At 40.7% G+C, this 24243-nt stretch carries 21 protein-coding genes and 1 tRNA gene; 11 read left to right on the top strand and 11 right to left on the bottom strand.

The features are described 5' to 3' along the window. Positions 1–91 precede the first annotated feature (91 nt). The 3 genes from I6E83_RS03200 to scpB all read left to right on the top strand — a co-directional run bounded on the left by I6E83_RS03200 (position 92) and on the right by scpB (position 2871). Positions 92–1177 (top strand): tryptophan--tRNA ligase, encoded by a 1086-nt coding sequence (locus I6E83_RS03200; RefSeq protein WP_197099954.1) that lies wholly within the window; start codon positions 92–94, stop codon positions 1175–1177. 28 nt (positions 1178–1205) lie between these two features. Further along, positions 1206–2045, top strand: coding sequence for a segregation and condensation protein A (locus I6E83_RS03195; RefSeq protein WP_197100167.1), 840 nt, complete (start codon positions 1206–1208; stop codon positions 2043–2045). Positions 2046–2208: 163 nt separating this feature from the next. Further along, the gene (gene scpB / locus I6E83_RS03190) at positions 2209–2871 is read left to right on the top strand and encodes an SMC-Scp complex subunit ScpB (protein ID WP_197099953.1); all 663 of its coding nucleotides are present in this window, start codon (positions 2209–2211) and stop codon (positions 2869–2871) included. A 130-nt stretch (positions 2872–3001) separates the two neighbouring features. Here scpB and lolA read toward each other — a convergent pair whose 3' ends face one another. The 3 genes from lolA to rplU all read right to left on the bottom strand — a co-directional run bounded on the left by lolA (position 3002) and on the right by rplU (position 4736). Next, positions 3002–3685: an outer membrane lipoprotein chaperone LolA gene (lolA, locus tag I6E83_RS03185; RefSeq protein WP_110922592.1), complete on the bottom strand. Its 684-nt coding sequence runs from the start codon at positions 3683–3685 to the stop codon at positions 3002–3004. Positions 3686–4075: 390 nt separating this feature from the next. Continuing rightward, complete coding sequence (gene rpmA, locus I6E83_RS03180; RefSeq protein ID WP_021813611.1) at positions 4076–4333, bottom strand: 50S ribosomal protein L27; 258 nt, start codon at positions 4331–4333, stop codon at positions 4076–4078. A gap of 91 nt (positions 4334–4424) precedes the next feature. Next, entirely contained in the window at positions 4425–4736 is a 312-nt protein-coding gene (rplU, locus tag I6E83_RS03175) for a 50S ribosomal protein L21 (RefSeq protein ID WP_110922591.1), read from the bottom strand. Positions 4737–5290: 554 nt separating this feature from the next. On the opposite strand from rplU, the gene I6E83_RS03170 reads away from it, so the two are divergent. From I6E83_RS03170 to hemB, 5 genes are all read left to right on the top strand, one after another. Continuing rightward, positions 5291–6316: a polyprenyl synthetase family protein gene (locus I6E83_RS03170; protein ID WP_227680795.1), complete on the top strand. Its 1026-nt coding sequence runs from the start codon at positions 5291–5293 to the stop codon at positions 6314–6316. A gap of 744 nt (positions 6317–7060) precedes the next feature. Next, positions 7061–8458, top strand: a complete 1398-nt coding sequence (locus I6E83_RS03165; protein WP_197099952.1) for an efflux RND transporter periplasmic adaptor subunit — start codon at positions 7061–7063, stop codon at positions 8456–8458. A 35-nt stretch (positions 8459–8493) separates the two neighbouring features. Further along, positions 8494–11742, top strand: coding sequence for an efflux RND transporter permease subunit (locus tag I6E83_RS03160; RefSeq protein ID WP_197099951.1), 3249 nt, complete (start codon positions 8494–8496; stop codon positions 11740–11742). Then, on the top strand, positions 11739–13553 hold the full coding sequence (locus tag I6E83_RS03155; RefSeq protein WP_227680794.1) for an efflux transporter outer membrane subunit: 1815 nt from the start codon (positions 11739–11741) through the stop codon (positions 13551–13553). Before I6E83_RS03160 ends, I6E83_RS03155 begins: the two co-directional genes overlap by 4 nt. A 399-nt stretch (positions 13554–13952) precedes the next feature. Further along, a complete protein-coding gene (hemB, locus tag I6E83_RS03150; protein ID WP_197099950.1) occupies positions 13953–14960 on the top strand; it encodes a porphobilinogen synthase in 1008 nt (335 codons plus the stop codon). Positions 14961–15051: 91 nt separating this feature from the next. On the opposite strand, the gene I6E83_RS03145 is transcribed toward hemB, so the two are convergent. Beyond that, complete coding sequence (locus tag I6E83_RS03145) at positions 15052–16029, bottom strand: glutathione S-transferase family protein (RefSeq protein ID WP_197099949.1); 978 nt, start codon at positions 16027–16029, stop codon at positions 15052–15054. Between the two features lie 311 nt (positions 16030–16340). Between I6E83_RS03145 and I6E83_RS03140 the strand changes: the two genes are divergently transcribed. Then, positions 16341–16417: transfer RNA gene (locus I6E83_RS03140), tRNA-Val, on the top strand. Between the two features lie 437 nt (positions 16418–16854). Here I6E83_RS03140 and I6E83_RS03135 read toward each other — a convergent pair. The 5 genes from I6E83_RS03135 to I6E83_RS03115 all read right to left on the bottom strand — a co-directional run bounded on the left by I6E83_RS03135 (position 16855) and on the right by I6E83_RS03115 (position 20580). Then, positions 16855–17568: a hypothetical protein gene (locus tag I6E83_RS03135; protein ID WP_197099948.1), complete on the bottom strand. Its 714-nt coding sequence runs from the start codon at positions 17566–17568 to the stop codon at positions 16855–16857. Between the two features lie 123 nt (positions 17569–17691). Continuing rightward, entirely contained in the window at positions 17692–18090 is a 399-nt protein-coding gene (locus I6E83_RS03130; protein ID WP_197099947.1) for a hypothetical protein, read from the bottom strand. Beyond that, positions 18075–18455, bottom strand: a complete 381-nt coding sequence (locus I6E83_RS03125) for a hypothetical protein (RefSeq protein ID WP_197099946.1) — start codon at positions 18453–18455, stop codon at positions 18075–18077. The genes I6E83_RS03130 and I6E83_RS03125 overlap by 16 nt, the downstream gene beginning before the upstream one ends. Before the next feature lie 118 nt (positions 18456–18573). Then, positions 18574–19272 (bottom strand): hypothetical protein, encoded by a 699-nt coding sequence (locus tag I6E83_RS03120; RefSeq protein WP_197099945.1) that lies wholly within the window; start codon positions 19270–19272, stop codon positions 18574–18576. Positions 19273–19299: 27 nt separating this feature from the next. Then, a complete protein-coding gene (locus tag I6E83_RS03115) occupies positions 19300–20580 on the bottom strand; it encodes an RCC1 domain-containing protein (protein WP_197099944.1) in 1281 nt (426 codons plus the stop codon). A 642-nt stretch (positions 20581–21222) separates the two neighbouring features. On the opposite strand from I6E83_RS03115, the gene I6E83_RS03110 reads away from it, so the two are divergent. Together I6E83_RS03110 and I6E83_RS03105 are read left to right on the top strand one after the other, a co-directional pair. Continuing rightward, the gene (locus I6E83_RS03110; protein ID WP_197099943.1) at positions 21223–21924 is read left to right on the top strand and encodes a CBS domain-containing protein; all 702 of its coding nucleotides are present in this window, start codon (positions 21223–21225) and stop codon (positions 21922–21924) included. Between the two features lie 205 nt (positions 21925–22129). Beyond that, a complete protein-coding gene (locus tag I6E83_RS03105) occupies positions 22130–22408 on the top strand; it encodes a peptidylprolyl isomerase (RefSeq protein WP_194198313.1) in 279 nt (92 codons plus the stop codon). Positions 22409–22618: 210 nt separating this feature from the next. Here I6E83_RS03105 and I6E83_RS03100 read toward each other — a convergent pair whose 3' ends face one another. Both I6E83_RS03100 and I6E83_RS03095 read right to left on the bottom strand, forming a co-directional pair. Further along, positions 22619–23227 (bottom strand): nitroreductase family protein, encoded by a 609-nt coding sequence (locus I6E83_RS03100; RefSeq protein WP_197099942.1) that lies wholly within the window; start codon positions 23225–23227, stop codon positions 22619–22621. Positions 23228–23410: 183 nt separating this feature from the next. After that, on the bottom strand, positions 23411–24124 hold the full coding sequence (locus I6E83_RS03095; RefSeq protein WP_197099941.1) for a pirin family protein: 714 nt from the start codon (positions 24122–24124) through the stop codon (positions 23411–23413). Between the last annotated feature and the right edge of the window lie 119 nt (positions 24125–24243).

Genomic DNA, 24243 nt, shown 5'->3' with positions numbered 1-24243 from the left:
GTTATACTTTGTGGTCAATACTTTCACTATGATCGACTCATAAATAATAACGCATTTATAATAATTTGATAAACGAAATAACGGATTTCCTATGACTAGTAATGGTACATCTAACAACCAAACCCCTACCGAAGCACCAGCTGTAAAGCGCGTATTGACTGGCATCAAACCGACTGGCACTCTACATTTGGGTAACTACGTTGGTGCGATTCGTCCAGCCATCCAAGCTATTCAAAACAGTGACGATGAAGCATTTTTCTTTTTGGCAGATTACCACGGCATTATTGGCTGTTACGATCCCGCTATCATTCACGAGTCAACCAAAGCGATTGCCGCGACTTGGATTGCCTGTGGTCTAGACCCAGAGCGTGTGACCTTCTATCGTCAGTCAGACGTGCCTGAAATTCCAGAGCTGGCTTGGGTATTGAACTGCTCATGTGCCAAAGGTTTGATGAACCGTGCTCACGCTTATAAAGCAGCTGTCGATATCAATATGGATAAAGAAGACGTCGATCCTGATCAAGGTATCAATATGGGGCTGTTCGGCTATCCTGTGCTCATGGCAGCTGATATATTGATGTTTAATGCCACTCATGTGCCTGTTGGCCGTGATCAAATTCAGCATATTGAAATGGCACGTGATATTGCTGGTACATTCAATCATCGTTACAAAACCCTCTTTACGCTACCATCAGCGGTCGTCGATGACAATATCCCGTTATTGACGGGTCTTGATGGCCGTAAAATGAGTAAGAGCTATGGCAACACCATTCCTCTGTTCGGTGATGCTAATCCGCAAGTCAGCGCCGAAAAACAGATGCACAAAGCCATCATGAAAATCGTCACCAACTCGCAACTGCCTGAAGAGCCAAAAGATCCTGACGACTCTGCTATTTTTGAGATTTATAAAGCCTTTGCGACGCCTGAAGAAATTGCTGACATGCGTGAGAAGTTTGCAGCTGGTATTGGTTGGGGAGATGCAAAAAAAGCCTTGTTTGAAAAAATAAATGACGAAATCGCCCCATTCCGCGAGCGTTATCAAGAACTGATGGCCAATCCGAAAGAGCTTGAGGAAATCTTACAAATGGGTGCAGAAAAAGCACGTCGTCATAGCCGCAAGCAACTAGACAAAACTCGTCGCGCCATTGGTATTCGTCCACTTGCCAAGCTTAAGTAATCCATTGAAGACAGACCATGTACCAGAAATGATGCCAGCACCTGCTACCAACGCTCATGATATGTCGTTGCGTATTTATCAGACGCCAGTACAACATTTGCCAGAAGATTTATATGTGCCCCCGCAAGCCTTTGCGATTTGGTTAGAACAGTTTGCGGGTCCATTGGATTTTCTGTTGTATTTGGTCAAAAAGAACAATGTTGACCTGACCCAAATGCCAATATTGCCCATCACTGAGCAGTATTTGGCATACATTGGTGAGTTAGATACTGAGCATTTTGAATTGGCAGGTGACTACCTATTGATGGCATCGACGTTAATCGCCATCAAAACAGAGCTATTACTGCCTAAACCAGAAGCACCTACCGATGAGCGCGACCCAAAGGCAGAGTTGATTGAACGTCTTGAAGCCTACGCTCAGATTAAGGTAGCCAGTCAACGCCTAGACAATTTGGTTCGTCTTGAGCGCGATGTATTTTTGGCCATGGTGAGTATGCCCAGTCAAGAAATCATGAATACCGAACTGCCAAACTACTCACCAAATTTGTTAATTGATAGTTTGTTTAAAATGCAGCTACAGCCAGACTATCAAATGCATAATATTAAGGTCGATGCTGTACCGCTTGCTGATCGTATTGCAAGTATCAGTCGGCAGCTCAGTACCGATGGTGCACGCTCTTTTTATGAGTTATTGGACAAAGCACAAGGCAAGATAGGTGTGGTGGTCAGTTTCGTCGCGGTATTAGAGCTAATAAAACGGCAGTTGGTCGGTGTGGTGAGTGCTGATCGAGCAAGCAATCCCACTGCTGATAGTGGTTCTGAAAACGACTCGTACATTGGGCCATTGACCTTGCAGTGGTTGGCTTAACAATATAATCAGTTCTCTGTAAACTGTATACGGGGTTAGTCTCGCTTAGTCTGCTACTTGTCGTACTTTCACTCGCTTTCCTTGTATCTAGATGCTATTGAACCAGCTATATTTAACCTGCCCTATATTAAAAATATAATATTTATAAAAGAGCGTACTTTCGATGGTAGATATTGACGACATAACACTAAATGACACAGTACCAAATTACATAACACCAAACGACATAACACTAAATGATCAGACACACATATCGATATCAGCAGCCGAACGCTCATCACTACCTGATGATCAGCTGCAAAGACTTGAAAGTATCAGCAAAGATATCGAAGTACTATTACATGCCTCAGAAACGCCACTGACTGCCAATGTATTGAAGAAACATCTGACCTTATCTACCAAAGAGCTCAAACAAGCGCTCGCATTGTTACAAAAACGATTGGACACGGGTGTACTCAGCTTACACGAGACCGCTAGTGGCTATCGATTACAAATAGCAGATAACTACAGTGCCCTCATTCAGACCGTCTTTCCACAACGTCAGGAGCGCCTCAGCCAAGCGTTACTAGAGACATTAAGTGTCATTGCTTACAAACAACCTGTCACTCGTAGTGACATTGAGTATGTACGCGGTGTGACGCTATCGAGCAACATACTTAGGCAGCTCTTTGATAAAGGTTGGGTCAAAGAAGACGGTTATAAAGATACTTTAGGTCGTCCTGCATTGCTACACACCACACCGCAATTTTTGGATGCCTTTGGATTGAATGATTTAAATGCACTACCACCGATGCCAGATATGAATGCTATCAAAGCGATGTCTTAAATCTTTGAATATACTCAACGCACAATATCGTTGCAACAATACAACCTTACTCACTGCCAAAAAAAAGGACAAATCATTTAAGATTTGTCCTTTTTTATGGAATCACTATCTACAGCGTCGTGATTGATTGTTATTGATTGATAACATCAACACCTGCTGGTGGTGTAAATTTAAACTGACTGCTGCTGATGCTTGGATTCAGTTTAATATTGCTGAACTTAATCGATGTGGTCTGACCAAGGCTATCATTCAATACCATCATCACAGGCTTACCACCGCTAAAGCTCATTGATAAGCTCTTAAAGCTTGCACTGTCTGATTTTGGATAGAGCACATAGTAGTTTTTATTAGAGTATGGCTGAGTGATTTTGAAGTTCTGATCAATTTTGCTCGGATCACCTGATAGCAATAGTGCTGGGGTGTTACCTACTTGGCTATCGACATTTTGCTTGGTCGCTTGTTCCAAATCTTTGTCATAAACCCACATTGAGCTACCATTGGCAACAATTATCTGCTGTGATGGCGATTTCGTTTCCCAACGGAAATTGTTTGGACGTTGAACGCTCATAGAGCCACTGAACGTACCACTGTTTGCCCCTTTAGTCGTTTGAGTGAAGTTAGCCGTCATACTCTTAGTATTGGTCAAAAGTGTGTTCAAACGCTTAGCAGCGGTCAAGTTATCTGCAGGGGCTGCCGTTGCCGATTGCGTCATCGCAATCATAGGAGCTGCTACGCCAAGTGATGTCATTAATACACCCGCTAGAGCACCATTCATCATTTTTTGTTTGATTGATTTGTTCATTGATAAAGTCATTATAAATCCTCTCTAAAAAAGCATAGTAGCTTTTAAAAAATAGTCGCTTAAAAGTAAAACATCTCATTAAATTTTTTGTTTTCTATAAGTGCTTATCTGACCAATATAAAACTGGTGCCCATAAACAATGACAACAGTGTGCCAGTTTTTTTATTGCGCGCCTAGTCATGATTTGCAATCATTACTACGCCTGCCATACACGCTTGTAAACGCATTGGTTATACGCTATTAAGTGGTATGAGCCGTTTTTCTTATTATTTTTCACTACTTCTGGCAAGCTTCAATAAGAATGAATACACGTAAAAAAAGCCCCTACTACCATAAGGCAATAGGAGCTTTTTTAATTATCCGATCATTTTACTCAAAGAATAAAATGACTTAAATAGATAATTATGCGTTTTCAACCGTCACATAACGACGGTTAAATTTGCCTTTGGTCGCAAACTTTACAACACCGTCATTCAGTGCAAATAAAGTATGGTCACGACCCATGCCAACGCCTTCGCCTGCGTGGAATTCTGTACCACGTTGACGAACGATGATGTTACCAGCTGTGATAGCTTGGCCACCAAAGATTTTTACGCCTAGCATTTTTGGGTTTGAATCACGACCGTTACGGCTCGAACCGGCAGCTTTTTTATGTGCCATGAGAAAATCTCCTTGTTAATTTGACTTACCGCTGATGCGATAACTCTTAAGCATTTAGTGCACTGTTTAGCAATAATTGCTAAATGGGTAATTAGGCATTAATGGCTTTGATTTTTAACAAGGTGTACCATTGGCGGTGACCTTGTTCTTTGTGATAATGCTTACGACGGTTGTGCTTGATGATACGGATTTTTTCGCCGCGACCATGCTCAACAACTTCCACTTCTACGCTAGCGCCTTCAACGACAGGTTGACCGATTTTGACGTTATCGCCGTCAACAACCATCAATACGTCTTCAAATTTGATTGTTTCGCCTTTTTCTGCTTTTAGCAATTCAACTTTAAGCAATTCATCGACGACTACACGGTGCTGTTTACCACCAGTTTTGATTACTGCGTACATTGTATGACTCCGTTTAACCCGTGTGCCGTGGCTGATGTTATACCAACGCTTTTACGACGAACACGACAGGGAAAAATTAAAGGCAAGATTTTACGGCTTTTTGCTCATAAAAGCAAGCCGCGCCTCTTGTTTTTGTAAGGTGGTTACACTAATAACCGTATCCGTTATTACTATATAAGCTGTTGATTGTGAAAGTATCTAAGATACTACTCAATAGAAAACAGCCCGCATAAAAATAATGAATAACAGTTTATGCCTAACAGCCGTCATTATAACTTATATAATCAGTTACTTATAGCCCTTTATCACTCATGCCTGCCTATAAAAACACAACAGAGATAGCTAGATTTACATAGTTATCATTTAAATTGATTTGAATGTTGTATGCCAATAACTACCTACAATAGGTGTGGTATACAAGATAATCGCGCTGCTCTCTAAATACTTTAACCAACAATTTAGAGACAGAGCTATGCTATTATAGAAAAACACCTTATTTGCTATAGCCTCAAGGTTAAAAACTCTTTCTACTCTTATTAATATGACTATTTATTATGACCAATACCCCTTCAAATAATACAGATTCAATGACTCAATCAACACCTAACTATGCTGATATCCAAAGTATCGTGGCTGATGATTTTGAAATCATGGACAAGCAAGTATTCGGTAGTCTTAATTCCAAAGTTCAATTGGTAATGAGCGTCTCGCAACATGTGATTAATGCTGGCGGTAAACGTATGCGCCCGCTGATTACGTTGTTGTGTGCACGCATGTTCAATGACAATCCATCAGAAAAAGCCATGCATTTAGCAGCAATCACCGAGATGCTGCACACCGCTACGCTCGTTCATGATGATGTCATTGATGAGTCAGGTCAGCGTCGCGGCAAGCCAACCGCCAATGCTACATGGGATAACGCCACAGCCGTACTGGTCGGTGACTATCTGATTGCCCGTGCCTTCAATCTGTTGGTCGGCTTTCAAAGCTTACCATTGTTGCAAGTGTTCTCAGATGGGACTTGTGATATTGCTGAAGGTGAAGTCTTGCAGTTACAGCATCAGCATAACCCTGCCGCCACAGAAGAAGACTATTTGCGCATTATCGATGGCAAAACCTCGCGTCTGTTTATGATGGCCACTCAAGGGGCGGCTATCTTGCAAGACAAGACAGAACATATGCAGGCATTGGGTGATTTTGGTCAGCACTTTGGCAACGCCTTTCAGATTATCGATGATGTGCTCGACTATAGTGGCGATAGTGAAGTGATGGGCAAAAACCTAGGCGATGATCTTGCTGAAGGCAAACCTACGCTACCAACCATTAAAGCGCTTGAGCTGCTAAAACACAGCGACACTGAAGGCTATGAGCAGCTACGTATTGCTGTGCAGACAGGCAAGACACCAAACGCTGAACAACTTATTGACTTGGTACGTCGTTCAGGCGCTCTAGACTATTGCAAACAGCGCGCGTTGGAAGAAACCAAACTGGCTCAAGACGCCCTAAGCACTTTGCCTGACAACCGCTATCGCACAGGCTTATATCAATTGACTGAACTTGCTAGCGCACGATTAGTATAATTAAATGTGAGTCGTCTGCACTCTGTACTATCAAGGGATTAAGACGGCTCCTTTTTGAGTAGCATTTTTAGTGACTAATGCATGGAAAGCTAACAATTCATACTTTTAAGAACCGGTATGTTAGCTGAATCGTTACCTTTCTTTAAGTTTTATAAATCCTCGCAGTACTATAATCGTGTAAGAATTGTTTTGACGGTCGGATAATGTTTGATCAAGAGGCTTTGATTGATACGCCATGCACCTTCGCTCAGGTTAAAGATTTTTTTAGGTATTGCTAAAATCATATTTTTGCTGTCTGCGCAACATTTCTTAAGCACAATCTCAGATATGTATATAAAAATAGACTATATAACAAAAAAACAACACTATATTGCGCTGTCACAACGTTACGCTTTGGTAAACGTTATCTCTTGTGATGCTTACCCCTTCAATGTTTGTACAGTTCATGAGAACAAATGTGGCTTTCTTTTTCATAATAACTGTTTTTATTAGCTTGACTGTGGGGTTAACCCTTTAGTTTATAATAGCGGGCTATGTTTATTGGCTAAATCTAACTATTTAATTATATATTTAGTACCAGTAGCCATCTTTATATTTATTAAACAATCAATATTATAACGCCTATGTATATTATTCATAACGCTTAGCATTGGTTGTCATAGAACAAATAACAATATCTCGAACACTACTATTGATTATTACTCTTTTATTTATACCGCAATTATATTATTGACGAGGACATTGATGAAGCACTCTTATCTTGCGCTTGTAATAGCAGCTGTACTATCTGGAGCTGTACTGGTGGGCTGTGACAGTAACGAGGATGCCGCTGGGGATGCCGCACAGCAGCAAATGCCACCCTCCGTCGTCAACGTACAGACCGTAACTTTCGAAACCGTACCACAAGTACAAACCTTTTCTGGTCGCACCTCAGCCTATCAGACTGCAGATGTCCGCCCACAGGTTAATGGGGTCATTGACGAAATACTGTTCCGTGAAGGAAGTACAGTCAAAAAAGGTCAACCACTTTATCGTATTAATACGGACAACTATGCGTCTTCTGTGACGAGTGGTCGAGCAGCCGTACAACAGGCACAGGCCAACTATCAGACAGCAGTGGCCAATAGCGTCAATGCAAAAGCTGATTTGGTTAGTCAACAAGCCACACTGTCTCAAGCTCAAAACGACTTGCAGCGCTTGAGTGGATTGGTCGAAATCAATGCCATCTCTAAACAACAGTATGAACAAGCGGTAACCACTGTTCGCACGGCTCAAGCTGCTGTACAAAGTGCCAATGCTTCTATTGGTCAAGCACAAGCAGGTATCGAAAGCGCAAGAGCAGGTATTGAAAGCGCCAAAGCGGGTTTGCAATCAAGCTCATTAGATCTTGACCGCACTATAGTACGTGCCCCAATATCAGGTCGTAGCGATCGTTCGAGCTTTACTGCTGGTGCATTGGTTAGCGCAAGTCAAGCTGATCCACTGGTGACTGTCTCACGCCTAGATCCTATCTATGTCGATATCAGCCAGTCTTCATCCGAGCTACTTAAACTGCGTCAACAGATTTCTGCTGGCAAGGCTCAAGCGGGATTGAATACCGTTGAGTTGGTATTAGAAGATGGTACGGTTTATCCAGTACGTGGTGAGCTTGCATTATCAGAAGCACAAGTTGATGAATCGACAGGTGCTGTCACCCTACGTGCAATATTCCCGAATAGTAACAGTATTCTGCTACCAGGCATGTATGTCAGTGCGCGCTTGACCCAAAGTGTGATCAACAATGCGGTACTGGTACCACAAAGTGCTGTCACACGCTCTGTCAAAGGTGAGACTCAGGTTTATATCGTTGATGAAAACAATAAAATCAAAGTGCGCCCTGTCACAGTGAATGGTACTTACAATGGTAATTGGGTAGTAACTGACGGTCTCAAAGAAGGTGAAAAACTAGTCGTCATAGGTGGCTCAAAAGTTAAACCTGACCAAGAAGTCGTTGCTAAGCCTGTAGAAAACGCTACACCAGCATCAACTGGAAATAGTGCGCCTGCTAGTACTTCGGCCAAAACACCGCAGCAAGCAGCAGAAACTAAGAAACCTGCTGAGAGCAACACGGCCAAGAAACCTGCAGAAGATGCAGCTAACTAATTCCATTCAAAGATAGGAAGACTTAGGGATATACTATGTCACGTTTTTTTATTAATCGCCCTATTTTTGCATGGGTATTGGCTATCTTAGTCATGCTCATCGGGGTGATATCGGTCATTAATCTACCGATCGAACAGTACCCACGTATTGCACCGCCAACTGTTACAGTTAGCACAAATTACCCTGGTGCCAGTGCGCAAACCGTCGAAGACTCAGTGGTTCAGATCATTGAACAAAAAATGAAAGGTCTTGATGGTTTGATGTATATGTCATCAACCAGCTCGTCAAACGGTAGCGCATCAGTGACGCTCACCTTTGAGACTGGTACTGACTCTGATACCGCTCAGGTACAGGTACAGAACAAGCTTCAAGCGGCAACAAGCTCACTACCTGAATCCGTTCAGCGTCAAGGTGTCACGGTCAACAAATCCTCTAGCAGTTTTTTGATGGTGCAAGCATTCATCTCTGAAGATGGCAGTATGGATCGCCGTGATATCGCCGATTACATTAACTCAAACATCGTTGATCAGATCAGCCGTGTCGAAGGTGTTGGTGAAGTTCGTGTATTTGGTTCTACCTACGCGATGCGTATCTGGCTAGACCCTGCACGCTTGCGTAGCTATAACTTGATGCCTTCTGATGTCATTACTGCCGTCAATGCGCAAAACGCGCAAGTCTCTGCAGGCCAGTTAGGTCAAGCGCCCGCCGACACTGAGCAACAGGTTATCAACGCCACTGTAACAGTACAAAGCTACCTACAGACACCTGATGAATTTAGAGACATACTATTGAAAACGGATGCCTCAGGCGCGCAAGTACGCTTAAGCGATGTGGCAGATGTTGAGATTGGAAGTCAAGACTACAGTGTTGACTCACTATTTAACGGTCAAGAAGCCGCTGGTATGGGTATATCCTTGGCAGGTGGCGCTAACGCACTTGATACGCGCGAAGCACTTGGTGCTCGTATGGCTGAGTTGGAACAAAGCTTTCCTGCTGGCCTAACCACGGTTACTCCTTATGACACGACACCATTCGTTCGGTTGTCTATTGAACAAGTAGTACATACGCTCATCGAAGCTATTGTGCTTGTATTTATCGTCATGTTCATTTTCTTACAGAACTGGCGTGCAACGATTATCCCGACACTGGCTGTACCTGTGGTACTTCTCGGTACCTTGTGTGTGCTGTATATCGCAGGTTTTAGTATTAACGTTCTGACCATGTTTGCGATGGTACTGTCTATCGGACTACTGGTCGATGATGCGATCGTAGTCGTAGAGAACGTCGAGCGGATAATGGAAGAAGACCCCCATATTTCAGTCAAAGATGCTACCATTCAATCGATGGGTGAAATTAGTAAGATTGTTGTCGGTATTGCTCTGATTCTATCAGCAGTATTTGTACCTATGGCGTTCTTTAGCGGTTCAACTGGTGCTATCTATCGTCAGTTCTCCATTACCTTGATTACCAGCATGGTACTATCGGCTTTAGTTGCCCTTATCTTTACCCCTGCCCTGTGTGTGACCTTGCTTAAACGTAGCAAGAGCCATGACAAGAGTAATATGGCCACTCAAAAAGGTTTCTTCGGTTGGTTTAACCGTAGCTTCTCTAAAGCAAGCATCTCTTATGAGCGCTTCGTGGGTAAAAGCTTCGGTCGTAAATGGTTATATTTAATTGGCTATGCTGCCATTATTGGTATTATGACGGTGGTCTTTTTACGCATCCCTAGCTCGTTTTTGCCAGAAGAAGATCAAGGTATTATGTTTACCTTAGTTCAGCTCCCATCTGGCTCTACACTCGATCAAACACAAGACGTACTAGATAAAGTTAGAAACTATTACGATACTCAAGAAACCGATAATATTGCCTCTGTCTTTACCGTTGCAGGCTTTAGTTTTGCCGGATCAGGCCAAAACATGGGTCTGGCGTTTGTACGCTTGTCAGATTGGGATGACCGCCCAGGTGATGAAAATACCGCGCAAGCTGTGGCTGGCCGGGCAATGGGTTATTTCTTTACTCAGATTAATGAGGCACAAGTATTCCCGATTGTACCGCCTGCTATTACTGAACTTGGTAATGCCAGTGGTTTTGACTTGATGCTACAGGATACCGGAAACGTCGGTCATGAAGGGCTGCTCGAAGCTCGCAATATGTTGTTGGGCATGGCCGCTCAAAACGACCAAGTCTCTGGTGTACGTCCTAACGGTCAAGAAGATGCACAGCAGCTCAAGGTCAATGTCAATCAAGAACAGGCCGCTGCTTATGGCTTGTCGATGTCCAGTATCAATAGCGTTATCTCGACTGCATGGGGCTCAAGTTATATCAATGACTTCGTTGACCGTGGTCGTATTAAGAGCGTTTATGTACAAGGCGAGCCGAGTAGTCGTACCAACCCTGACGATCTTGGTAAGTGGTACGTACGTAATGACAATAACGATATGATTTCATTCGATGCGTTCTCTAGCAGTGAATGGCAGTCAGGCTCTCCGCGTCTGACCCGTTACAACAGTTTCCCTTCTATGAACATTCAGGGTGCTGCTGCTGCTGGACTCAGTACGGGTGAAGCAATGGCTGCGGTAGAGACGATGATAACCAATCTGCCGGAAGGCGTTGGTTATGAGTGGACAGGCACGTCACTTGAAGAGCAAAAATCAGGTGCTCAGGCTCCACTGCTATATGCAATCTCGCTCTTAGTGGTATTCTTATGTCTAGCCGCCTTGTATGAGAGCTGGTCTATCCCATTCTCTGTCCTATTGGTCGTTCCGCTTGGTGTTTTAGGAGCGGTGGTATTTACATGGATGCGTGGCTTCGCCAACGACGTTTATTTGCAGGTAGGTCTACTCACCGTAGTCGGACTATCTGCTAAGAATGCTATTCTAATTATCGAATTTGCGAGAGACTATCAAGAAGCTGGTTATAGTCTCAAAGAGTCCGTGATGACAGCCGCACGCCAACGTTTACGTCCAATTATTATGACATCACTTGCCTTTGGTCTTGGTGTTGTACCATTATTCTTAGCCACTGGCGCTGGCTCTGGCAGTCAAAGTGCGATCGGTACCAGTGTGGTTGGTGGGGTCGTCAGTGCGACATTATTAGGTGTATTCTTTATTCCAATGTTCTATATTTGGATACGTAGCATCTTCCCTCATAACTATGAAAATAATAAGCCAAATGACAGAGATGGTGGTGGTGATAATACGCCGCATACACCAAACAGTGACCCACAAAGTCCGACTCTCTCTAAGAGTTATCAGCCTGTGAACTTAGGAGATAATACACAATGAGTTTTCGTTCACTTTTTACCTCAAACTCAGCACACGCGGCAGTCAGTATTACTGCCAGCGCGTGCGCAACGACAGATGAGCGCCCCATGACCTCTATCCCTTTATCACTATCTAGCGCCCGCAGAAATGGCAGTCGTCTAATAGGCCTGACCGCTTTAGCAATAAGCATGGCTGCCTGTAATACTATCCCAAAAGCGGATATGCGGCCTGTACTTGCTGAACCTAACATTCCAGTTCAGCAAGCCTATGGTGCATATGACAAAGAAACTGTCAGTAGTGCTGATCAGGCAAGTATTGCCAGTCAACGCTGGCAGAACTTCTATAGCGATGAGCGTTTAAAGAGTTTGATTGCGCTCGGTCTTGAAAACAATAAAGACTTTGAGAATGCACGCTTAGCCATCGAAAAAGCACGTGCGCAATATCGAATCACCGATATTAGTGATTTACCAACGATTGATGGTAGCGGTGGTTACTCTCGCAGCGCTCAAAACAGCGTGGATCGTAACCCTAGTAGCAGCTACAACGTCAATCTAGGCTTGGCAAACTACGAGCTAGACTTTTGGGGTAAAATCTCAAGCCTAAAAGATCAGGCTTTACAGAACTTTTTGGCCACCAGTGCCGCAAAAGATACCACTCAAATCAGTCTAATCAGTAATATTGCCCAAAGCTACGCTAACTTAAGTTATAGCCTAGCACAGCTTGAACTGGCTTCTAAAACTTATGAAAGTCGTAAAGAGTCGCTGTTTATTACTACCAAGCGCTTTGAAGCTGGTATCGATGACAAGCTTGCTTCTTTGCAAGCCAGCGCCTCATTAGAAGACGCCAATCTTGCGATGTTGAGTGCTCAGAGCAGTGTGTTAACAGCCCGTAATGCTTTGCAGTACTTAGTCGGTGCACCAATACCTAGCAATCTTATTCCGAACGCGTCTGTTACCAACATCACTAACCAGCAGATATTCAATGCTGGACTGCCTAGTGAGCTGCTACGCTATCGCCCAGATGTACTGCAAGCAGAATACAATCTAAAAGCCGCTGGTGCCAATATCGAAGTGGCGCGTGCGTCTTACTTCCCGTCTATCAGTCTAGCCAGTAGCATTGGTGTTAGTAGTGGTAGCTTGAACGACTTATTTAATACTGGCTCGGTTGGCTGGTCATTTGGCCCTAGCATTAGCGTGCCTATCTTTGATGCTGGTCGCTTGGATGCCAACTACGATGTGGCGCAGATTGAACGTGAGCAAACGCTGACTAGCTATGAGAACTCTATCCAAACGGCATTCCGTGAAGTATCAGATGTATTAGCGACACGTGCCACATTGGGTGATCAGCTCGACGCACAGTATCGCCTGCAGGATAACTTTGACCAGACGTATCAGATTGCCAATGCTCGCTACAAAGCTGGTATCTCTAACTATCTAGACGTTCTCGATGCACAGCGCTCGTTGTTCTCAACTCAGCAAGGTATCTTGAATTTAGAGCTACAAAAAATCATTAGCCAGATTGAGTTATATCAAGTGCTTGGTGGTGGTTCAAATCTAGACATCCCGACTGCCATTCCTGTGCCGCAACATACCAATTTAGCTCAAATCGCCAATGTAGCTGCCAATACCAATAAGGCAAAAGCGACCAAGGCTATCGATGCAGCTGGCTCGGCACGTGTTGCTTCTCAGCAAGAAGCAGTGGCTATCAAACAGGCACAACCTGTAGAAACGACTACCTTTACTCCTACTGCTGTAGTCGATGTTAACGATGATGGTAAAAAAGATGCTGCCGTAGGTGTGATCACTGAAGAAACGCGCTTAATTAAAAAATAGTGTAGAGTCAGTTCACGTTACAAAGATTGTTATGCCTTCAATCATACAACCATCATCTTGTGACGTAACGATATCCTCACATTGACAGTCGATACGTACAATCAGCCCTACCGACTTGGTGGGGCTTTTTGCTTTCGGTAGCGACTATTGGTTATAGTATGGTCGATTCAATTTAAAAGTAGTACAAGGTAACCGAGTGTAGATGTATATTAAATACTTCAAGCGAGGTTAATGCAGTAATATTTATATAATGGTATGACTATAGTGACATTTTATCGAACACACTGTTGCCTACATGAATTCTATAAAAAATTGGACTGCTTTATAAAGCAGATCTAACAGAGCCTGACGCAGTTAACATCCGAATAACCCTGATTGTAATTAAAATAAGGAATTATGATGACTTACACTTTTAATCGCCAATACCCTGCTACTCGCTTGCGCCGTCTACGTTATAACGATAACGTGCGAGCGATGATTCGTGAAGTTGAACTACATCCTAAGCATTTCATCGCTCCCGTCTTTGTATTAGAAGGCGAAAACCAGCGCGAAACAATTGCGAGTATGCCAGGTGTCGAGCGCCTATCCATTGACCTACTGATTAAATATGCCAAAGAGCTATTGGCAGAAGGTGTTACGACCATCGATATCTTCCCTGTGATTGATAACTCACTAAAGACACCGGATGGTAGATCAGCGTATGACGAAAACGCCCTGACAGCACGTACGGTAAAAGCGGTGAAGGATGCCGTACCAGAAATGGTGGTCATGACTGATGTGGCGCTAGACCCTTACACCTCACATGGTCAAGATGGTCTGCTCGATGACAGCGGTTATGTGGTCAATGATGCAACCGTCGAAGTATTGGTGAAGCAAGTGTTGGTACATGCACGCGCAGGGGCTGATATTATCTCACCGAGCGATATGATGGATGGCCGTATCAAAGCCATGCGTGATGCCCTAGAATCTGAAGGCTTTGTCAATACCGCTATCATGGCCTATTCAGCCAAATACGCCTCTTCTTATTATGGCCCATTCCGTGATGCTGTAGGCAGTGCTGGCAACCTAAAAGGCGGCCATAAGAAACAGTATCAGATGGATTTTGGCAATCGTGCAGAAGCGTTGCATGAGGTGGCCATGGACATCAATGAAGGCGCTGATATGGTGATGATTAAACCTGGTCAGCCATACTTAGATTTGATTCGTGAAGTTAAAAATACTTTCGGTGTACCAACCTTTGCTTATCAAGTCTCTGGTGAATACGCCATGCACATGGCAGCCATTCAAAACGGCTGGTTGAGTGATGCAGTAATTCTAGAATCACTGATTGGCTTCCGCCGCGCTGGTGCTGATGGTATCTTGACTTACTTTGCTCTAGAAGCAGCACGTCAGCTAAACAATGCTTAATAATAGTTAAACCACATTTAATCTCACAAAAAAAGCCCCAACTACTATTAAGCAGTTGGGGCTTTTTTTGAATATTTTTTGATAAATAAAACTATAGACGTGCACGGTTATGTGGCTCATTAAAATCAATCACTGGGCCAGCAGGTATGATGCGCGTAGGATTAATATTGGCATGACTGGTGTAATAATGCTGCTTGATATGCGTCATATTTACCGTCTCTGCAATACCTGGCACTTGGTATAAATCACGCAGATATCCCCACAGATGTGGGTAATCCACGATACGACGCAGATTACATTTAAAATGCCCGACATACACAGCATCAAAACGTACCAAAGTCGTAAACAGTCTCCAATCGGCCTCTGTTATGGTACTACCTACCAAATAGCGCTGACCTGACAAACGTACCTCTAACGTATCTAGTGCGTCGAATAGTGCGGTCACGGCTTCTTCATAAGCCTCTTGTGTGGTCGAAAACCCTGCTTTATATACACCATTATTTATCGCAGAATAGACAAAGGCATTAATCTCATCTATTTCTGTTAATAACTCAGTCGGTAAAAAATCACCCGCTACAGCACCAACTTCGGCGAAAGCTGAATTAAACATACGAATAATTTCTGACGACTCATTGCTAACGATGGTATTGGTTTTCTTATCCCATAAGATAGGCACCGTGACGCGCCCTGTATAGTCTGGTTTTGCCGCGATATAAATCTCATAGGCATTCGACACATGGTTCAATGGATCAGCAATAACCCCTTCTCCCGCTGCAAACGTCCAACCATTCTCACCCATAAACGGATGAACGACAGACAGTGAAATCATATTCTCTAAGCCTTTGAGCTTACGATAAATCAAAGTACGGTGTGCCCAAGGACAGGCCAAAGACACATATAAATGATAGCGATTAGGCTCAGCTTTAAAACCGCCTACCCCTGATGGTCCTGCGCTGCCATCTACTGTGACCCAGTTTCTAAAGCCTGCATCTTCACGCTCAAAACGCCCACCGCTAGATTCTGTGTCATACCATTTGTCTTGCCATTGCCCATCTACCAATAGACCCATCTTATTCTCCGGTTCTTCTGATTTTTATTTAACTTTTGTGAAATATGATTGGTTTTAACTTATGATCATGATGATAATCACCTCGTTTCCAGAGATATCATAGCAGTTATAGATGCTTATTCATTTGATTTCACACTTTAATTAACAATAAAAACTAAACCAGTTTAATTAAATATTTAGTAAAAATACATAATAATCATCTTAAGGAAGTCAATCTATATCTCATTTCTAAATATAATAATAATAAGGCGATATTCTGATAGAAAAGGCTTGCAAAGTTTGAAAAACTTGCTAAAATGCATGACCTAAATAGGCGTATAGCTCAGTTGGTTAGAGCGCTACCTTGACATGGTAGAGGTCAGCAGTTCGAGTCTGCTTATGCCTACCAAATTTAGAAAGCCCCGATCTCACGATTGGGGCTTTTTTTGTCTGTAATATATGGGCTGTAGAGAAAATTTCTTGCTTGCATCGACTCATAGTTAGGATTATTTAATCAGTTTTAAATCATTTGAAAAAGTGACGGTGGCCAAATGGTGACCAACCTTTAAAAACCCTTAAAATTGAAATCCTCTTTTTGACCTCTACTTCGAATTTTAACTTTAAATCTATTGCTTGGTATCAGCTTTCATTGAAATCCTCATACTATATATTCATATTTTTTCAATTGTAGTATATTCAACACGAGATATTAGAACATGCTAAGAAACACATATAATCTTTTAAATCATCACCTATTTTTGGCGCTTTATTATTAAATAAATATTTTGACCACATTTCTTGAAAAGTTGGTAAACTCATTTTTATCTCCAAAATTATTTCTTAAAGTTAGCATTCAGGGTAACTGTCATGTGTTTGAAACGAGAGACGTATTAGAAATTTTTTATCAGGATCGTAGAATTCAACGATAGTACTGATACAAGCTAGTTTAAATTTAACTAATGTATCAGGGTTGTCAATTACTTGTAGAAAGTCTCCTTTGTTATATTTAACTTCCTCTCCTTGACTAAAACTTTCACTGAAATAATGATTATATTTACGAATATACGTTTTTACTTCTTTATCATCATGGATAAAATCTATGCACTCCTCAAACCTTGCTTGACCAGGCGGTATATTGATTTCTTGTCCATAATAATCTTTCAAATTAATATTAAGTGGGTTAAAAATTTTCTCATCCATTTCCTTCTGCTGTATCCAAGTTGTTTCAACTACTCCTCCATAGTCTCCATGTAAGCTATTTGGGTTTTCTTTTAAATATCGATTATCAAATTTTTTAAGATAATCTTGTAGACTTTGTGAACCAATATCAAAATCATTTTTTATTTTAAATACTTTAAAGTGACAATAGTTAAAAGCTTGATGATCGTTCTCAAGACCTTGTTTATCGTAACCAGAGTAAAGGTAGATATTTTTTTCAACACCGTAAGGGTTTGTGACACCATTGATACTGTTGTTATAATAGCTTTCTTCATTGGATGCGAAGTCTTCAAAGCCATTTTCAGGTTTTGGCTCTTCTGAACAACCTAATAGAACGAACATTAACGAGCAGAGTAAGGGTCTTAGTCGTTTCAATTGACTTCCCCAGCTTGTGATGCTGAGTACTTTTCGTCACTAAACGAATATTTCGACCACATCTCTTGGAAAGTAGGTATAGTCATAGCATTACTCCTTTATAACTTGATTAAATGCAGAACAGCTAGGGTTTGGATATGTTTTATTAGGTAACTGAAATGATAAATTGATTAATATATTATTAGAATTATCATAAAATTCCACTCTATTTCCAGAGCAGTAAAATTCGAACCGAACCAAGGATTCAGGGTTATTTAAAGTTCTGTTAAATACTTCTTTTTTATAAGCTTTATCGTTACTTTTATTAAGCTTCTCAAAAAATTCTAAACCATACTTATTTATAAAAAAAGACTTTGAATTTTTATCATTAAAGAAATATAGACACTCTAAAAACCTATTCTCTATAGGATTAATACTACTAGGTAAATTTTCCAAATTTAAATTTAGTAAATTAAATATATTATTAGGAATATTTATTTTTTTATCCAAGTAGTTTTTACTTTTTTCCCACTATGCCCATATAAAATATTTTTCTTTAATATTTTTCCATCAAGCTGACGTAAATATTCAATAGAATTATCATTATCATTATCATTGATATATATCTCATCATCTAAACTATAAATTCTAAAAATACAATAATTATTAGGCGAGTTATCATTTTCTAGGTCTTGTTCATTATATCCAGCATAAGTATATATATGCTCCTCAACCTGATATGGATTTTTTATTCCATTAATCTCAGCTTTTGTGTACCAGTCCGAATTAAATTTTTCAACTCTATTAGGTCTATCATTTGAGCAACCTACCAAAGCTAAAAACAATAATAAGAGCAGGGATTTTATAGTTCTCAATTCATCTCTCCTTTTTATTTATATATTAGTATTATAAATAAAAAAATATCTCGACCACATCTCTTGGAAAATAGGTAAACTCATTATCATCTCCAAAATTTAATTAAATTTTTAGCGTTCAGAATTGGGAACTTTCCCTATACTCTTCAAAAGCATCTACGAGCCCTGAAAGATGCTCATTAGCTTCGGCTGCCCATGTTAGCGGATCAGCTTCAATATGCACTCCTGCACCATTGAACCCATAAGCATGACTGATATCCATAGTAGAATCTAATACTGCTTCTGCTGATAGATAACCTCCCAAGCTATGACCTGTGGTAGTAATAACAGCATCTTCGCCTAAGCCCTCTTGCGCTTTTATATCCTCTAAAAACGCTTGCATGGTTTCGATTTGGTTTTCAGCCTTACCTTCTACAGCAAGATGAACCACATCTGCATACAAGTCAGCGAACGAAGAAATTATTTTATCCAAACTATCAAATTCAAATTCAGTACCTCTATTGGCTAGAACGTAATTACCTTTCTCTTTGAATATAATACCGTCATAGCCATCTACGTTTACGTTGACATGATTTGCAGGGTTAGCCGGGTCGAGAGGGTCTAGTGAATACTCATATTCAATACTGCCATTGTTATCTAAGGACGATGCCACAAAGTCAAAGCGGGATTGGATAAAGTCAGCCATGGCTTCGTGCATCTTAGACTGACCATCTCTCTTTGTTAATTCATCCCAAGATGTATCATTATCTTCCATGTTTGCGTAAGCAGCACGAGCTAGTAGTGCATGATAAAAGATGTCTTTAATCGACTGTGACATAGTATTCTTCCTTATTTTAAAATTTAGTTATCTATTAGCATGGATATTGAATAGCGATCTTTCAGGAGTGAGTAGTTTTTCTTCGGTTATATACTCTTCAGTCTGAACTTTCCCAGTGCCTTTCTCTCCGTATCTATTGTTGCCCCAGAACCATGCATATCCGTTATTATCAATAAACCCATGAAAACTATTTCCTCTTACAAACTGTTCAACATGAATATTATTCATTATTTCTATAGGGTTAGTATAATAATTCATCGAACTACCATTATTTGAACGAGTCGCATATGCTCCCCAAATAAATAGTTTTCCATTTACTGTATTTGCAGCACTATCACTAATAGCAACAACTTTATTCAGACCTTGTATTTTTGTTGGCACTGAAAAATCTTTACTTGTTGTACCCTGTGCAGTTTCACCGTTTACACTATTTCCCCAGCTATAAACTGAACCATTATCAAGTAATACTACTCTGCCATTACCATCTGCTAAACTCACTGCTTTACTTGGAAGTTCTACTTTATTAGGTGGGTAATATAGTTCACCTCTATCGTTCCTCTTGGGTTCAATACCTAGAATTCCCGTTTGAGTCGTTCTTAATCCAGTCGTAAATACTTCACCCTCTTCACTTAAAGCTAATATTGATCCAATAGTTAGATCAATAGATACAATACTTTGAAACCCATTAATTCTAGTCGGTTTATCTAAGTGCTTAGCAGTTCTACCATTGATTAAACCAAAATTATTACTACCTAATGCATACACATCACCATTGGCTAGAACGAATAGCGAATTGTCAGATCCAGCTACGATATCTACTACATCTTTAATCTCCTTAATCTCTCTTAGCTCTTCAATAAAAGTATCTTTATCGTTAGGATCTATCTGATGTTCGTTATTGCTACCCCAGCCCCATACTGTGCCATCTTTACGGAGTAATAACATATGACTCCCATCACCTGACACAGCCACCGCATCATTGACACCCTCGACTTGCCTAGGCGTTGGATCTTGTCCTGTCTTGGTATCACGCAGTAAACCATCTGTACCCCATGTCCAAAGCGTCCCATCGTCTTTTACCCCTGCGCTCCATGAGCTGGTCATGGCTAAGCGCTTGGGTTCGATGTTAATCTCAAGTGGGGTTTCTAACGGCTCATCTGGCATATTTGCCACAGGGTATTTGTCTTCGGTAAGGGCTTGAAGGTGCTCGGAAGGGGATTTATCGCAGGCAGGTAAAGTAGATATAATGATTATTACTACTAAACTCTTGATTATTTTTTTATTCAAGAAATCATTTATTTTTCGCATAAACGGTAGTATTTCAGAGATAATTAGTAACCAATACTAACAATCGTTTACATAATTTTATAGTTTTTTGTTTGGTTTTTTAAAGTTAACTATTACCTAAGGTGTTATAAATAAAGTAGAGGTCAGCAGTTCGAGTCTGCTTATGCTTACCAAATTTAGAAAGCCCCGATCTCACGATTGGGGCTTTTTTTGTCTGTAAAATGTAGGCTGTAGGGGTTCTGACTCTCATATAGCTATAATTGTTCAATCTTGAAATACAAACTCTACAAAAAGCATGTGCCCAAGTTTTACCCAAACGATGCCTAATTTTTTTATTTATTAGATAATGATGCCTTCTGACCACTACATAGCCTCTTTACCTAATGGGTTCCGCGCAGTAATAAAAACTGCACCTTTGGGTAATAAAAGTTCCAATAAAGTTCTAGTGTCTTTGGAAGGCTACATTATTCTTAAAACTGTAGTGAGTTTGCTCATAGATTCGGATTAAGGTAGGGCTTAGCATTGAGTAATCTATTAAAGTTTGAAGATAGGTCTTCAATCAACACTACGGGTTAATTTGAAATATTAGTATTATGTATTATTGAGCATGTTTAGATATCAAACTTACCTGCTACAAATGGACTTGAATACATTAGGAATAACATGAATAATTCTGAAAAATTTTTAGAGATTTATAACAACCTTGATCAATACCTTAAAAAGGAAATCAGAGCTGATGATTATGTCAGTTATACAAATAAAGTAAAAAATTCAAAGAACACTGTTGTGAATAGATTTAAGGATGAACTGCTATCTTTTGGTACTTTAAGAAATGCAATAGTACATAACCCTAAAATAGATAATAAGGCTATTGCTGAACCTCATGATAGGACGGTGGAAAGGTTCAATGAAATTTATGAAACAATAAATAACCCTAAAAAAGTAATCCCTACCTTTCAATTTGATGTCTTGGGGGCAAATAAGGATGATTATATCAATGATATCCTTAAGCAAATGAAGCAAAAATCATTCTCTCAATTTCCAGTATTGGATTCAAATGAAGCTATTATAGAGTTAATCAATAACAATACTATCTCACGTTGGCTGGCTTCTGAAATAGATGAGAATGGAACGATTATCGTAGACGGAGTAACTGTCGAAAAATTGATTCCAGAAATTGAGTTTAAACGTAATTATAAGTTTATTTCTCGTGATACCTCGATATATAAAGCTTACGATCTATTTTTGAACCATATAAACGAGAAAGAAAGAAATCTTGATGTTCTGTTTATTACTCATAATGGAAAAGAAACAGAGAAGCTGTTAGGTTTGATTACTATTTCTGACTTAGCCCCTTTGATATAAAGTGGTTCAAGCTTATTTAAATGTCTGTTGAGTGCTGACTTAAAGTGCGTTAGTTCAACAATGGAACACTGAGCTACGCTTAAGAAACCGTACAACTAAACCTAAGTGAACTAAGCATAAAGTAGAGCCGACAGTTGAGATGAGCAACCAAGATGAGCCATGATATAATATCTTGATAATCGATATTTTATGAAAGGTTTACGTTATGGCTCGTACCGCTAGCGCATTACACATTTTAGTAAAACACAAAGAAGTGGCTGAGGACATTATTGTCAAGCTTAAAAAAGGCGCTAAATTTGATGTGCTGGCTAAAAAGCACTCAAACTGCCCATCAGGTAAGAAAGGTGGCAGCTTAGGCGAATTTCAAAAAGGCGACATGGTGCCAGCATTTGATAAAGTCTGCTTCAGCAGTGAACTCTACACCCCACATTTAGTAAAAACCAAATTTGGCTGGCACGTGGTTAAAGTGCTTTACAGAACATAAGTGTTAGAGTCGGAGCTTTGATTGCAATCTAACTGAAGTATGCCCTGAACATCATTCAGACCCATATTTCAAATAACTGTATTTAAAATGTCTGTATTTAAAATGACAGTAATCTTCTGATTGCTTATCACTTATAAAAACCAATGAACCCGCTATGATATCTATTCATAGCGGGTTCATCGGTTTTACTTTCTTCAAAGCTAAGATTTATTAGCCAAACACTTTTAAACGACTGTCTACAGGCTTAAACGCTTTGTCACCTGCATGCTGCTCGATCGCACCAAATACCATCTGTGCAACCAACTCCCAGTCCTTATCCACATTCCAAGCGTCGGCAACTTGACTATCAATGATAGGATTATAATGCTGTAAGTTTGCACCGATATCTAAACTGGATAATGCCATCCAGATCATATACTGATGCATGGCACTGGTATGTTCAGACCACACTGGGAATTTGTCAGCATATAACGGTGCCGCTTCTTGTAAACCTTTAACCACTGCATGATCTTCAAAGAATAATATCGTACCTGCACCCGCTTTAAAGCTATCAATTTTTTGCTTGGTTGACACAAACTTCTCATCGTCATTGACGATATCACGTAAGGTATCTTCCGTCATTTGCCATAGCTTTTGATGCTCGTCACCGAACAACACGATAACGCGCGTTGACTGTGAGTTGAACGCTGATGGTGTGTGCAGAATAGCATGCTCAACCAACTTTACTATTTCATCATTCGATACTGGCAATTGATTGCTTAGCGCGTAAATAGAACGGCGTTTTTCTGCTAATTGCTGTAAATCTTGTAAATTTGACATGGTTTTCTCCAGTAGTTTTTATGAATTAAAATTGAATATTGGTGCGTTGGGATAAAATATTGGTGCGTTGGGATAAATAGCCATTAGCCTTTGAAACCAAGATGCCGTACTCAAATCCTGATGCTAGATTCAATCTCGCCATTTAACATTTTGTGTATTACAAATAATGAGCATAGAAAAGTATTAAGCAGTTATCGGTACTTCCATGAGCAATACTTTGGCGTCTTCTTCGATATCCACAGTGAACTGCTGAGCACCCCAAATACCAAGCGCATCTCTAGTACCTAACGTCTTACCATTTACAGTGGCTTTTCCGCTAATAACAAAGAGATAAACACCATTATTAGTATCTTTTAGCTGATAAGACGCTGTCACGCCTTTCTCAAAGTCACCCATACTGAACCATGCATTTTGATGAATCCAGACACCTGCATCGTCAGCGTTTGGCGATAGTACTTGATTGAACATATTCGGCTGCATGATATCACCCATACGCATTTGCTGATAACGAGGGGTGACATTAATTTTATTAGGGAGCACCCATATTTGCAAAAACTGCACAGCCTCATCCACACTGCCATTCATCTCACTATGAGTAATGCCCGTGCCGGCTGACATGACTTGTATTTCACCCGTTGCAATAATACCTTCATTACCGATGTTATCGCTATGACTGAGCTTGCCTGATAAGGGAATAGTAATAATTTCCATATCACGGTGTGAGTGCTTACCAAAACCTTGCCCGCCAATCACAAAGTCATCATTAATGACACGTAGCGCGCCAAAGCCCATACGTTCTGGATTGTAATAATTAGCAAAGCTGAAGGTATGGTTGCTTTTTAGCCAGCCATGATTGGCATTGCCACGAGAGTCTGCTGCATGATAGATGGTTTGCATCATTTATCCCTAGTTATTAACTTAGTTATTAACTTAGTTATTCAGAAGTTAAATAATGATAAATATTGATTAGTTAATTGGTTTAAGTTATGGATATATTATAATTGTTGTCTAACTAT

The organism is Psychrobacter sp. SZ93C1, from assembly GCF_015864635.1.
GTDB lineage: Bacteria > Pseudomonadota > Gammaproteobacteria > Pseudomonadales > Moraxellaceae > Psychrobacter > Psychrobacter fozii.
The sequence above is the reverse complement of the archived record's forward strand: the minus strand, read 5'-3'. Positions and strand labels throughout refer to the sequence as shown.

Excerpts from the sequence above, each read along its gene's own strand:
- I6E83_RS03200 (WP_197099954.1), top strand. The coding sequence starts at position 92 with ATGACTAGTAATGGTACATCTAACAACCAAACCCCTACCGAAGCACCA.
- I6E83_RS03195 (WP_197100167.1), top strand. The coding sequence starts at position 1,206 with ATGATGCCAGCACCTGCTACCAACGCTCATGATATGTCGTTGCGTATT.
- scpB (WP_197099953.1), top strand. The coding sequence starts at position 2,209 with ATGGTAGATATTGACGACATAACACTAAATGACACAGTACCAAATTAC.
- lolA (WP_110922592.1), bottom strand. The coding sequence starts at position 3,685 with ATGACTTTATCAATGAACAAATCAATCAAACAAAAAATGATGAATGGT.
- rpmA (WP_021813611.1), bottom strand. The coding sequence starts at position 4,333 with ATGGCACATAAAAAAGCTGCCGGTTCGAGCCGTAACGGTCGTGATTCA.
- rplU (WP_110922591.1), bottom strand. The coding sequence starts at position 4,736 with ATGTACGCAGTAATCAAAACTGGTGGTAAACAGCACCGTGTAGTCGTC.
- I6E83_RS03170 (WP_227680795.1), top strand. The coding sequence starts at position 5,291 with ATGACCAATACCCCTTCAAATAATACAGATTCAATGACTCAATCAACA.
- I6E83_RS03165 (WP_197099952.1), top strand. The coding sequence starts at position 7,061 with ATGAAGCACTCTTATCTTGCGCTTGTAATAGCAGCTGTACTATCTGGA.
- I6E83_RS03160 (WP_197099951.1), top strand. The coding sequence starts at position 8,494 with ATGTCACGTTTTTTTATTAATCGCCCTATTTTTGCATGGGTATTGGCT.
- I6E83_RS03155 (WP_227680794.1), top strand. The coding sequence starts at position 11,739 with ATGAGTTTTCGTTCACTTTTTACCTCAAACTCAGCACACGCGGCAGTC.
- hemB (WP_197099950.1), top strand. The coding sequence starts at position 13,953 with ATGACTTACACTTTTAATCGCCAATACCCTGCTACTCGCTTGCGCCGT.
- I6E83_RS03145 (WP_197099949.1), bottom strand. The coding sequence starts at position 16,029 with ATGGGTCTATTGGTAGATGGGCAATGGCAAGACAAATGGTATGACACA.
- I6E83_RS03135 (WP_197099948.1), bottom strand. The coding sequence starts at position 17,568 with ATGTTCGTTCTATTAGGTTGTTCAGAAGAGCCAAAACCTGAAAATGGC.
- I6E83_RS03120 (WP_197099945.1), bottom strand. The coding sequence starts at position 19,272 with ATGTCACAGTCGATTAAAGACATCTTTTATCATGCACTACTAGCTCGT.
- I6E83_RS03115 (WP_197099944.1), bottom strand. The coding sequence starts at position 20,580 with ATGCGAAAAATAAATGATTTCTTGAATAAAAAAATAATCAAGAGTTTA.
- I6E83_RS03110 (WP_197099943.1), top strand. The coding sequence starts at position 21,223 with ATGAATAATTCTGAAAAATTTTTAGAGATTTATAACAACCTTGATCAA.
- I6E83_RS03105 (WP_194198313.1), top strand. The coding sequence starts at position 22,130 with ATGGCTCGTACCGCTAGCGCATTACACATTTTAGTAAAACACAAAGAA.
- I6E83_RS03100 (WP_197099942.1), bottom strand. The coding sequence starts at position 23,227 with ATGTCAAATTTACAAGATTTACAGCAATTAGCAGAAAAACGCCGTTCT.
- I6E83_RS03095 (WP_197099941.1), bottom strand. The coding sequence starts at position 24,124 with ATGCAAACCATCTATCATGCAGCAGACTCTCGTGGCAATGCCAATCAT.